The organism is Arthrobacter sp. AZCC_0090, from assembly GCF_014207375.1.
In the GTDB taxonomy this organism is placed as follows: Bacteria; Actinomycetota; Actinomycetes; order Actinomycetales; family Micrococcaceae; genus Arthrobacter.
The window spans coordinates 35,945-46,667 of record NZ_JACHEE010000022.1; the positions used below are offsets into that span (position 1 = coordinate 35,945).

Below are 10,723 nucleotides of genomic sequence, written 5' to 3' on the forward strand. Positions count from 1 at the left end.
GTGGCTATGCGTCTCAGGGGAACTCATCGAGTTCGCCTTGGGCGGGCCGCTGGGGCCTCCCTGGACAGGAGATCTGATGTGATGTCGACTACATTATCACTGGACTAGCCTCTAGTACAGTGAGTCACCTTGTCAATGCTCCTCCGTGTATTCTTATTACTCAGAGGACTATGTGAGGAGGCATACGTGCGCGAGACCGCACCAACTGATCCCTTGGCGCGTGTTTCCAGACCCCGCCTGTACGAACAGCTCGTGACGCAGCTCCTTGGCTACATCGAGTCTGCCCAGCTTGGTCCGGGTGATCTGTTGCCAGCCGAACGGGATCTGGCGGAGCGGCTCGGAGTATCCAGAGCCACGCTGGTCCAAGCACTTGTGGCACTGGAGGTCCTGGGCGTCATCGACGTGCAACACGGCACCGGCGCTGTCCTGGTATACCGGCCCAGCATCGCCACCGTGATCAAAAGCCTCAGAGAACACAGAAACAGGCTTCCCGAGATCGTCGAAGCCCGAAGCACCCTCGAAGTGAAACTCGCCGGACTCGCCGCGGTCAGGCGCACCGATGCCGAGATGGAGGCAATCGACTCGGCACTTCAGGTGATGGCCGATGAGATTGCCAGCGGAGGCAAAGGCGTGCACGGAGACGAACTCTTCCACCAGGCGGTCACGGCTGCAGCCCATTCATCAGTAATGGCCCAGCTCATGACCTTCATCGCGGAAATGGTCCTCGAAACACGTCTGGAATCCCTGGGGCAGCCGGGACGGCCCGAGCAATCACTCGCCTCCCACCGCAAGATAGCAGACGCGATCCGTGCCCAGGACCCCGAGGCCGCAGCGGAAGCGATGCTGACGCACATCGAGCTTGTCTCCGACGTCGATCTACTCAGGTAACGATCGCCCACGGACCCCAAGTGGTTCCGGCAAGGCAGCTGGGCCTCGTTCATTCTCGTGATCGCTCGCCTCCTGCAGGGCACTCCCAGAGCCAAGACGACGATCGCGGTGATGTACGGCCACCTCCGCGGCCTGCGCGCCGCATGCTGGAGAGACGATCCGTCCCCCGTCCACCGGCGCTGCGTCACAGGCTCCGGCACCCAAGCCGCTCCATGCTCTCCATACTCCTGCAGCAGGAACAGCGGCTGCTGCCGGGCGACGGCGAACGAGGCCCGTCCGGCCGCCCGGTTCACCGGGGCATTCGGCCGCAGGGAGAAGTAGGTGCGGACCAGGGCGAAGATGACACCTGCACCGCCCACCACGAAGAAGGCCAGCCACGCGGCATCCATCGGGACCGCCGCGTCATGGCAGGCGAGGGTGACCACGGCCTGATGCGCGAACGCCGCCGGACAGTCCTTTGCCACCGGCAGCAAGAAGCCACCAAGAAATCCCGCGGCAATGAGTGCCAAACCGCAGACCGCCGCCACGATCGCCAACAGCTTCGAGCCCGGGGACGGCCAGCCGCGGGGCAACGGCTCCACCGTCCCGGGGACCATGTCCTCCTGTCCCGCCAGACGGCCTTCGGGACCCCGCTCGTCACTCATCTCATTCCCCCATCAAGGCCCGCTCTAACAGCTAAGCAAGATTATGGGGCCAATGCGGGCCGAACTAAACGCATTCCACGAAATCGATCGCATGAACCAGGCGCAACGCGAAGCCCCTACGGTGCAAAAATCGCGAACACAAACCACAACGCGCCGATCAACATGTAGACGAATCCCATGCCCTTGAGTGTTGGAACATCCGCGAAGGCGAAGCCTTCCGGAGAGATGCCCCGGCTCTTCTTGTATATACGCGACCACGAGCGCGCGGCGCCGTCGATGTCCCTGAAGACGCAGAAGCCGAAGAGAACCAGAGCTAGGCCTGCCACACCAACGGCGAGGCCAACCAATATGAGAAGCGGCAGACTCGTTCGAAGTCATGTCGTTAAGCCTCGGGATTACCATGAACAAGCAGGACCACAGAACATGCTCCTCAATAAGGAAAGCGGAGGCGTGCGGATACAAGAAAGGGCCCCCGAAGGGGCCCTTCACAACATGACCGGTACACACAGAGCACTCCGGAGGCCAGCGCCAGGCCGTCGCAATCGGCAGGGCCGTGACATGGGCACGCAAGGTGATCATCCTCGACGAGCCCACGAACCACCTCGGCGCCCGACAGTCCAAAGAAGTCCTGGACGTCATCCGGACGGCGAAGGCCCGCGGCCTCGGGGTGATCTTCATCTCGCACACCCTTCCCCACGTCCTTGAAGTCACCGACCGGGTTGTCGTGCTTCGCCTGGGGCGGGTGATCCGGGAAGCCCCGACCTCGGAGTTCGACGCCGAGAGCCTGCTCGGGACCATCACCGGACTGCTTACTTCCTCCGGCGGATAATCGCGCCCGGTGGACTGACCCGGAGGATTCCCCCGACAGCCCACTGAACCGGGCCCCGCCCGAAGCCAATCTTCGGGCGGGGCCCCTACGGGCGACACAGGAAATTCCCGCATGCCGCCCTGCTTTATCGACACTTCGACCATTTTCAAGCCAAAGGCTGTTATGAACCACCTCGACAACCAAAAGCTGGCACACCTGCCACACGATCTGCACACGCCCGGCTACGACCGTGCTGACCTCCGCCCCGGAATAGTGCACATCGGCGTCGGTCACTTCCACCGCGCCCATCAGGCGATGTACCTGGACAGGCTTTTCGAAGCCGGCCTCGACCAGGACTGGGCGATCTGGGGCGTGACCATGAGGCCCCTGGCACAGGACAACCCTTTCGCGGCACAAGACCACCTCTACACCTTGACCGAGAAGCACAGCGACGGCAGCCGCGTCTCACGCGTCATCGGCTCCATCATCGGATTCGAGAGCGCGCACGACAGCACCGAATCCGTCCTGAACAGGATCGCGTCACCATCCACTCGCATCGTCTCCCTCACGATCACCGAAGGCGGCTACGGCATCGACCCCGCCACGGGGACATTCACCGGCGCCGGCGACCGCCTCATCGCCCACGACATGGCACACCCCGGGGACAGCCAGTCCTGGCTCGGCCTCCTCCTGAACGCACTGCGCCTGCGACGCGACCGCGACGCCGGGCGGATCACGCTGCTTTCCTGCGACAACATCCAGGACAACGGCAAAGTCGCCGAACGCGCACTCAAGTCCTTCGCCGCCCAGGCCGGGCCTGACATGTTGGACTGGATCGACGAGAACATGACCTTCCCCGGATCCATGGTCGATCGCGTCGTCCCGGCGACAACGGACGCCGACCGAACCTACCTCGCAAGCCGGTTCAACCTCGAGGACGGCTGGGCAGTCACCTGCGAGCCCTTCACCCAATGGACGATCGAAGACAACTTCGCGAACGGAAGGCCCCCACTCGATAAAGTGGGAGTCGACCTTGTCCCCGATGTCGCACCGTACGAGCGAATGAAGCTCCGTCTGGCCAACGGCGTCCACCAGGGCCTTTGCTTCTTCGGGCGGCTGCTCAACTACCGGTACGTCCACGAAGCCATCGATGATCCCGACATCCACTCGTTTCTGATCCGATACATCGACGAGGAAGCGGTCCCCTCCCTGACGCCGATCGACGGCGTCGACTTCACCGCCTGGGGCAGGGAGGTCCTGACCCGGTTCGCGAACCCCCAGCTGCAGGACCCGATCGCGCGCATCTGCGCAGAGACTTCCGACCGGATCCCAAAATTCGTGCTTCCCGTCGTCACAGACCGTCTGCGGGCTGAAGGTTCTGTGGAAGTCTGCGCCGCGATCGTTGCCGCCTGGGCCCGCTACGCCCAAGGCAAAGACGAACACGGCGCCACCATGGAAGTCATCGATCCACGGCGCGAAAGCGTGATCCGAGCGGCCCAAGCCGAACGCGAGACACCGGGGGCCTTCCTCCAGATGCGGGAGGTCTTCGGGGACCTCGGAAACAGCCCGGACTTCGTCAAGCACTTCATATCCGTCCGCGAATCGCTCAACAGCATCGGGGCCCGCGCGACTCTCCTTAACCTCGTCCAGCGAAAGCGGGCAGCCATCGCCTGAGTGGCGGTGGAGCCGACCCGGCCACCGTGCCGGCAGGGCGCCACCTCCGCTCCGCTGCTTCAGCGAAAGCGCCCGACCCTTCCATCGCGCTCAGACCCTCCGAGCCACATAGCCAGAAAGGCTAAGCCCATGCCCACAGTACGCGCGTACGCGGTCCCGTCAGCGACCGAGCCGCTCGTTCCGACGACGATCGAGCGGCGTGAACCCGGACCCCGCGAGGTCCTCATCGCGATCAAGTTTGCCGGCATCTGCCACTCCGACATCCACACCGCCCGCGGGGAGTGGGAATGGGGCGTCATCTCCTATCCCATGGTCGTGGGCCACGAGATCGCCGGCATCGTCGAGGCAGTCGGCAGCGAGGTGACAAAGTATGCTGCAGGCGACCGGGTCGGCGTCGGCTGCTTCGTCGACTCGTGCCGGATGTGCGCCAACTGCCTCGCCGGAGAAGAACAGTACTGCCTTGAGGGCTACGTCGACACCTATAACTCCATCGGCCGGGACGGCCAGCCGACCGCCGGAGGCTACAGCACCCATATCACCGTCGAGGAGAACTACGTCCTGCGGATCCCGGACGGGCTCGGGCTCGACGTCGCCGCCCCACTCCTGTGCGCGGGCATCACGCTCTATTCCCCGCTCAAGAACTGGGAGGCCGGTCCGGGCAAGCAGATCGCGATCGTCGGGATGGGCGGGCTCGGACACATGGGCGTGAAGATCGCCCACGCACTGGGCGCCGAGGTATCCGTGATCAGCCATTCACTCAAGAAACAGGACGACGCATACCGGTTCGGCGCGAATCACTATTACGCAAGCTCGGACAAGAACACGTTCGAGGACCTCAAGGGCCGTTTCGACCTCATCATCAGCACCGTCTCTGCGGACCTCGACCTCGACGCCTACCTCGCCCTCCTCGCACTCGACGGGACCTTCGTCGTCGCCGGACTCCCGGCCGACCCAATGAACTACAAGCCGGGGTCGCTCGTCGCGTTCCGCCGCCGCCTCGCGGGCACGAAGAACGGCGGCATCCGCCAGACACAGGAGATGCTCGACTTCTGCGCCGAGCACGGCCTCGGGTCCGAGATCGAGATCATCCCGGCCGAAAGGATCAACGAGGCGTGGGACCGTGTTGTCGCGAGCGACGTCCGCTACCGGTTCGTCATCGACACCTCGACGATCTAGCCAGCCCCGCAAGAAAACTCACCAGGACCACCACGGCCCCGGTCACCCCAACTGCCGCGGCTAAATCACACAGCTTGGATGAGCGGTGCTTTGGAACCGCTTAGGGAACCTCCACCAGGCCGCTGCCTCGGCCGAGCTCTCACTTGCCAGCTCGTTCAAATCGGCTCCCGAAGTAGCAAGGGCCCAATCAACCGAAGGTGCCAGATCGACGAGCTATCGGGCACCTGGCTCGAGACCCGAGCCCGGCAATACCGGTAGCGAGTCCTTCCAGAACAGAACACGGCCCGGCGCGGGGAACAGGCTCCCGGCGCGAGAATCTCGCCCAGACGCTGAACTCTGGGCTCAGTCGCGGGGCGCCGGCAGGTCTAGGTTCCAGTGGCGCGAGACCATCAGCAGCCACTCGGCGTCGTCTTCGTGGCCCGGGCCGCCGGGTCCTGGCGTGATGTAGAAACGAGAGACGACGCGCTGGGAGCCCTCGGCATCTCCGTAGAGCACGTCGACGGCGAAGCCGTCACCGGCTGCTCCCTTGGTTGCGTTACGGTAGTCGGCCGACGCCGGGTCCCGGATCGCGACCTGGCAGAAACCGGTGTCGTTGGAGGGCACGTAGATGTCCCGGGTCAGCCGGTGGAAGTCCTCGACCGGCGACAAGGGAGCCCTGGCGTCCGGGGGCAGATGCCAGCCATGCAGGACCGCCACCCCTGCGCCGGCGTTGCGCACGGACATCAACAGGTACACCGCGTCGTCGGCGATCTCGAGGGCGGCATGGCCACCGTGCACGAGCATCCACTTGCCTTCCATGAACCGCACCTTCTGCGGGGCGTCCGACCAGTTGGAGGGCAGCAGGATGGGGCGCAAACCATTCAGCAGGGCGCGCTCCGCCAGCCGCGCCGACCGGTTGGCCGACCTCGTGGAAATGAACGTCGCGACGGCGAGCACCGTCGTACCGAGAGCGGTGCCGAGGTTTGAGAGTAAAACCCAGTCGACCATAAGGCACATTCAACGCCATGTCCCGCCTCGTCGGCAATCGACTTCGAGTGTCTACGGCGTCGACCCCGGTGGAGCGACTCAGTCGTTCCGGATGACCAGGCATGCGGGTCCTCAGCCGACCTCATCGAGAGACGTTCGTCTCACCACGCTCGCCCGTTCCGCCGTCGCAAGTGGCACAGCCTTAACCGACCGATTGCGAGACTAATGCCACCGAGCTGTCACCGTTCCGGCAAACGCCGGGAGCACATAGAGAAACCTAGTGCCGATATCCATGTTGCCTATCTCCGCCAGGCGATGATTTCTGGAGATGGCCGCCGGCTGCCGCGCAAACCGGTCCCCCGCAGCGACAGCCGCCGCACTCTCCCCCGCCGCGAAGAATCCTCTGATTGTTAACTCGAAATGGCGGTTTTTTCGCAGCTTCAAAATGGCGGTTCCGGGAATCTGGACGGCGTCTACCCGGCTGCCTGCGCCGTCTGGCTTCTGGAGGCTGACGACTCCACGGCCATCGAGGCGAGAGTCCTCGCGGTTGCGGCGGAGTGATGCGATTTGTCCATCTGCGCCGCGGTGACCGCGCCGTCGTAGAGGACGACAAGTTGATCGGTCAGGTCCTGCGGATTTCGCGAATTGAGCGCTGCGACGAGGTCGCCGAAGAGTTCGTGCAGCCAGGATCGATAGTTGGCGGCGGCCTTGATCTCCGGTCCGTCGGCCGGCGCTTCGGCGACGGCGTTCATGAACGAGCAGCCGCGATAGCTTGGCTCGGCGAACAATGTGCCGAGCGCATCGAACACCGCGAGGATCTTCTCGGCCGGGTCCTTCGCCTCCGCGACGGCTTCATCGACACGGGCGGTCCATGCCGCGTGGCGTCCGAGCAGGTATTCCCTGATCAGGTCGTCCTTGCCCTCGAAGTTGTAATAGAGCGACCCCCGGGCCACGGACGCCTTGTCGATGACGCGATCGATAGTGACCGCGTGGACGCCCTCGTTGTAAAAGAGCTCGTCCGCCGCGGCGAGGAGCTTCTGCCTCGGGGACGGCTTCCTTTCCGCTTTCTGGACCATCCCGGAATTATATCAGACTGGTTAGTCTAAAAAAGTGTTGCATGCTTAGACTAACCGGTCTAAAGTGCTGTTTTAGACGGACCAGTCTAAAACAAGGAGCAGGAAATGTCGGATACACAGATCAAAGACCTCCAAGGCCAAACGGCCCTGGTGACCGGAGCGACCTCGGGCATCGGGCGGGCGGTTGCCGTCCAGCTCGCAGCCCAGGGTGCGACCGTTTTGGTACATGGACGTGACGTCGACCGCGGCGTCCGGGTCCTCGAAGAGATCGAGCTCGGCGGCGGCCATGCGCGGTTCGTGGGAGCCGACATCAGCACCGCCGAGGGAATCCAGGAGCTCGTTCAGGAAGCCGGTGACGTTGACATCCTCGTGAACAACGCAGGGTTCTCCTGGTTCGGGCCCTCCGTCGACCTTGACGCCGGAAAGTTCGACGCAATGTTCGATTCCAATGTGCGGGCACCGTACCTGCTCGTTTCCGCCTTCGCCCCGGCGATGGCAGCCAAGGGAAGCGGCAGCATCATCAGCCTTGCCAGCATGGCCGGACTGATCGGCCTCGCCGGCGGAGCGGCGTACGGCGCCACGAAACTCTCCCTGGTCGCACTCACACGCTCGTGGGCCGCCGAGTACAGCCCGAGCGGAGTGCGCGTAAACGCGATCGCCGCCGGACCGGTTTACACCGCATCGGATCCCGCACGGATCAAAGCCCTCGGCGAGACCACCCTTCTGGGACGGGCAGCAGTGCCCGAAGAGATCGCGAACGTCATCGGCTTCATGGTCTCACCCCGCGCCAGCTACATGACCGGCGCCGTCATCGCCGTCGACGGCGGCCGAACCGCAGTCTGAATCACCCGGCGCGCCGCCCTCACGGCAGGGCATCGGCTCACACACCACAAAACAAAGGAATCAAACCATGACAACCACCATTCTCGGAGTCAGTTTCGACACGAACGACGCCGCCGCGATCGCGACGTTCTGGGCCAGTGCGCTCGGACGGACGGTGAACGAGGGCGCATCCGAAACGTTCGCCGCGGTCGCCGCGGGCGACGGCAGCCCGGTGCTGATGTTCCACAAGGTCCCGGAACCCAAAACCGTCAAGAATCGGCTGCATTTCGACCTGAAGACCAGCGACTTCACCGCCGAGTCGGAGAGACTCCGCGGTCTCGGCGCCACACAACTGACCACCCTCGCGGACAACGACGGCAACTGGGTAACGTTCGCCGACCCCGACGGCAACGAATTCGACCTCATCCCCGGATAGCTCGCACGGGTGGCTGTGGCCAGCCCTTTCCCTTGCTGGAAAGCGCCGGTCGCGTTACGGCGCCGGCAAAGCAGGGAATCGATGATCTGCCGAACTAAGGCAGGTCAAAATCGTTTTAGAGACGCGGAGGCGGCTCCCACTTTGAGACGCGCGCCTGGGTGGAGTGTGGTCCGGTCTGGCACCCCCGTCAGCGCAGTTGCTGCTGCCAGTCAGCCGGGACGCGTGAGGCTGGGCCAGGAACGCTTTGATCGAGTGGGTGATACGCCGGCGGTTCAAGTTCCGGTCCGGCGAAAAATGCGGAGTCGGGATAATTGAAGAACCAGTCCTCGCCCGGTTCGAAGCTGCGGATGACCGGGTGACCGCTGGATTGCGCATGGGCTGTGGCGTGTTGCCCCGGCGAGTTGTCGCAGCAGCCGATGTGCCCGCACTGGGCGCACCTGCGCAGATGCAGCCACCAGCCTCCGTTGGCCTCGCATTCAACGCAACCAGGTCCGCTAGGCGGAATCGAAACGTCGATTCCTGGTTTTGCATTCATTGTGGCTTTCCCTCGGATTGGAGTGGCCGTAGACCACCCACTACTTTACGCCCACAGCCATTCCGCGCCGAAGGAATGGTGACCGAGCGGTGGACCGTCCGGTGGTCCCTGCTGTTGGCCTCGTCGTCAGCGCCGCCAACGGGCAGGATCCGCCTCCGGCCCGGCGCGGTTCCAGAGTCCCGTCTCCGCGGCCGCCTCGTAGGTGGATTGCAGGAACCGCAGCAGCATCTTGTCGGGGTTCTGCGCGGTTCGGACGTTCTCATGCGGGAGGAGGTAGAGCCTGGCGTCATTGCTGTAGGCCGCACCGTCGGCGTCGCTCACATATTCGGCGTAGCCGGCCGGCTCGGGATAGGAGTAGGCATAGAAGGATCCTTCGTCCCCTCCTCCGGGCCAAAACCCGCAGCTGCTCAACTCGTGGGAGTACCCCTCCACCATCACCCAGTCGGCGCAGTTCGGGACTCCTCCGGGGTGGGTGGGCGCCACCCGGCCGGAGAAGCGGGCATACGCCAGGTCCATGCCTCCCCAGAAGAAGTGGACGTGACTGGCCTTGCCCCTGAACCGGGACCTGAATTCGTTCAGGACCCGGTCCGACTGGACTAATTGCTGCCAGAACAACCGGATAGCCCCCGGGTCGTAGGATGCATGCTGATGGTCCTCGGCGAAGGGTATGGCCGGGTCCACCTCGTTCGGGACGCCGCGGATGGCCGCCTCGATACCGAGGCTGCCCAGGGCCTCGAACACCTCGGCATGGAATTCGGCCACCGATTTGGCTCCGAGGACGACGAATGCTGAAGTTCCGTTGCTGGAGCGTATATGCAGCCGGTGGTCACAGAAATCGAATTCGATGTCATAGGCCCCCGAGGCCGTACGGGATCATTGATGTCGTCAGTCCGCGCGGCGTGACGTATGGCGTCCCCTGCCACCAGTGGTTCAGCATCGGGGCGTGCGCCATGCGGATTTTTCCGACGATCTGCGTCCACATGTGCACGGTCTCCCGGGTCTGGGTCCAATCGTCGACCCGAAGCCGGGGCCATCCAGGGTGGGCCATCTGGCCTCCAAACTGGACCATCGCTGGTCCTTCCGCCGTCCCCGTCGCGTACCGTCGGCAACGGCGCCTCATCCGCAGTCGCCGTGGCAACAATTCTGCCACCTTTACCGCCACAACCGCCTGGGTCCGGCGCTACGGAGCCTAAGCCATCATGTCGCGTACCAGCGGAGCCACCTGAGACCCAAAGAGCTCGATGCTGGCCGTGATTTTGGTCTGGGTTATCCCGGGCATTCCGTACTTCAGGTCGAAGCGGCTTGCCCCGAGCGTCTTGAGCGTTTCTGTGATCTTTCGGGCTACGGTTTCGGGCGAGCCGACATACAGTGCTCCGCCTGGCCCGACGTCGTGGAGGAAGTTTTGCATGGTGGGAGGCCTGAATCCTCGCACCCTGGCGGCTTCCGCGAACGCGGTTTCGTAGTGGGGCCAGAACTCTTCGATCGCTTGGTCATCAGTCGCGGCGACGTGCCCGGGCGAGTGCACGCCGGCGGGGTCGCGTCCCAGCCGCTCGGACGGCGCGAGCGAAATAAGCAGCAGAAGCTCGATCGCATCACTGCCGCGGCCAGCGAGCTGTTCGCTGAACACGGAGTCGAGGATGTCACGACGCAGCAGATCGCCGACAAGGCCGACATCGGCACCGGGACCCTGTTCCTCTA

At 64.0% G+C, this 10,723-nt stretch carries 13 protein-coding genes and 1 pseudogene; 7 read left to right on the forward strand and 7 right to left on the reverse strand.

The annotated features are described in order from the left end of the window. Positions 1-186: 186 nt before the first annotated feature. Positions 187-888 carry a FadR/GntR family transcriptional regulator gene (locus HNP00_RS22525; protein WP_311770655.1) on the forward strand — a complete coding sequence of 234 codons (702 nt, stop codon included), beginning with the start codon at positions 187-189 and terminating at the stop codon, positions 886-888. A gap of 760 nt (positions 889-1,648) precedes the next feature. Here HNP00_RS22525 and HNP00_RS22530 read toward each other — a convergent pair. Beyond that, a complete protein-coding gene (locus HNP00_RS22530) occupies positions 1,649-1,858 on the reverse strand; it encodes a hypothetical protein (protein ID WP_184741949.1) in 210 nt (69 codons plus the stop codon). Between the two features lie 194 nt (positions 1,859-2,052). On the opposite strand from HNP00_RS22530, the pseudogene HNP00_RS22535 reads away from it, so the two are divergent. From HNP00_RS22535 to HNP00_RS22545, 3 genes and pseudogenes are all read left to right on the forward strand, one after another. Continuing rightward, positions 2,053-2,361: pseudogene (locus tag HNP00_RS22535) on the forward strand (sugar ABC transporter ATP-binding protein); the annotation flags it as partial. Between the two features lie 162 nt (positions 2,362-2,523). Continuing rightward, positions 2,524-4,014 carry a mannitol dehydrogenase family protein gene (locus tag HNP00_RS22540; RefSeq protein WP_184741950.1) on the forward strand — a complete coding sequence of 497 codons (1,491 nt, stop codon included), beginning with the start codon at positions 2,524-2,526 and terminating at the stop codon, positions 4,012-4,014. Between the two features lie 129 nt (positions 4,015-4,143). Beyond that, the gene (locus tag HNP00_RS22545; RefSeq protein ID WP_184741951.1) at positions 4,144-5,190 is read left to right on the forward strand and encodes an NAD(P)-dependent alcohol dehydrogenase; all 1,047 of its coding nucleotides are present in this window, start codon (positions 4,144-4,146) and stop codon (positions 5,188-5,190) included. A gap of 342 nt (positions 5,191-5,532) precedes the next feature. On the opposite strand, the gene HNP00_RS22550 is transcribed toward HNP00_RS22545, so the two are convergent. Continuing rightward, on the reverse strand, positions 5,533-6,186 hold the full coding sequence (locus HNP00_RS22550) for a hypothetical protein (RefSeq protein ID WP_184741952.1): 654 nt from the start codon (positions 6,184-6,186) through the stop codon (positions 5,533-5,535). A gap of 443 nt (positions 6,187-6,629) precedes the next feature. Beyond that, entirely contained in the window at positions 6,630-7,232 is a 603-nt protein-coding gene (locus tag HNP00_RS22555; protein ID WP_184741953.1) for a TetR/AcrR family transcriptional regulator, read from the reverse strand. A 105-nt stretch (positions 7,233-7,337) separates the two neighbouring features. Between HNP00_RS22555 and HNP00_RS22560 the strand changes: the two genes are divergently transcribed. Then, positions 7,338-8,075, forward strand: coding sequence for an SDR family NAD(P)-dependent oxidoreductase (locus HNP00_RS22560; protein ID WP_184741954.1), 738 nt, complete (start codon positions 7,338-7,340; stop codon positions 8,073-8,075). A 67-nt stretch (positions 8,076-8,142) separates the two neighbouring features. Beyond that, the gene (locus HNP00_RS22565) at positions 8,143-8,490 is read left to right on the forward strand and encodes a VOC family protein (protein WP_184741955.1); all 348 of its coding nucleotides are present in this window, start codon (positions 8,143-8,145) and stop codon (positions 8,488-8,490) included. A 187-nt stretch (positions 8,491-8,677) separates the two neighbouring features. Here the strand turns inward: HNP00_RS22565 and HNP00_RS22570 are convergent, their stop codons facing one another. The 4 genes from HNP00_RS22570 to HNP00_RS22580 all read right to left on the reverse strand — a co-directional run bounded on the left by HNP00_RS22570 (position 8,678) and on the right by HNP00_RS22580 (position 10,433). Beyond that, positions 8,678-9,025, reverse strand: coding sequence for a UBP-type zinc finger domain-containing protein (locus HNP00_RS22570; protein ID WP_184741956.1), 348 nt, complete (start codon positions 9,023-9,025; stop codon positions 8,678-8,680). 126 nt (positions 9,026-9,151) lie between these two features. Continuing rightward, positions 9,152-9,871, reverse strand: a complete 720-nt coding sequence (locus HNP00_RS22575; protein WP_311770656.1) for a DUF5996 family protein — start codon at positions 9,869-9,871, stop codon at positions 9,152-9,154. A 1-nt stretch (position 9,872) separates the two neighbouring features. Beyond that, positions 9,873-10,094: a DUF5996 family protein gene (locus HNP00_RS23045; protein WP_221451742.1), complete on the reverse strand. Its 222-nt coding sequence runs from the start codon at positions 10,092-10,094 to the stop codon at positions 9,873-9,875. Positions 10,095-10,214: 120 nt separating this feature from the next. Then, positions 10,215-10,433: a hypothetical protein gene (locus HNP00_RS22580; protein ID WP_184741957.1), complete on the reverse strand. Its 219-nt coding sequence runs from the start codon at positions 10,431-10,433 to the stop codon at positions 10,215-10,217. A 111-nt stretch (positions 10,434-10,544) separates the two neighbouring features. Here HNP00_RS22580 and HNP00_RS22585 point away from each other — a divergent pair. Beyond that, positions 10,545-10,723 (forward strand): TetR/AcrR family transcriptional regulator (locus tag HNP00_RS22585; RefSeq protein WP_184741959.1); only part of this gene is annotated, 179 nt, incomplete at its 3' end.

Bases quoted from the DNA above. Each gene is read 5' to 3' on its own strand.
- HNP00_RS22540 (WP_184741950.1), top strand. From the start codon at position 2,524: ATGAACCACCTCGACAACCAAAAGCTGGCACACCTGCCACACGATCTG.
- HNP00_RS22545 (WP_184741951.1), top strand. From the start codon at position 4,144: ATGCCCACAGTACGCGCGTACGCGGTCCCGTCAGCGACCGAGCCGCTC.
- HNP00_RS22550 (WP_184741952.1), bottom strand. From the start codon at position 6,186: ATGTGCCTTATGGTCGACTGGGTTTTACTCTCAAACCTCGGCACCGCT.
- HNP00_RS22555 (WP_184741953.1), bottom strand. From the start codon at position 7,232: ATGGTCCAGAAAGCGGAAAGGAAGCCGTCCCCGAGGCAGAAGCTCCTC.
- HNP00_RS22560 (WP_184741954.1), top strand. From the start codon at position 7,338: ATGTCGGATACACAGATCAAAGACCTCCAAGGCCAAACGGCCCTGGTG.
- HNP00_RS22565 (WP_184741955.1), top strand. From the start codon at position 8,143: ATGACAACCACCATTCTCGGAGTCAGTTTCGACACGAACGACGCCGCC.
- HNP00_RS22570 (WP_184741956.1), bottom strand. From the start codon at position 9,025: ATGAATGCAAAACCAGGAATCGACGTTTCGATTCCGCCTAGCGGACCT.
- HNP00_RS23045 (WP_221451742.1), bottom strand. From the start codon at position 10,094: ATGGTCCAGTTTGGAGGCCAGATGGCCCACCCTGGATGGCCCCGGCTT.
- HNP00_RS22580 (WP_184741957.1), bottom strand. From the start codon at position 10,433: ATGCAAAACTTCCTCCACGACGTCGGGCCAGGCGGAGCACTGTATGTC.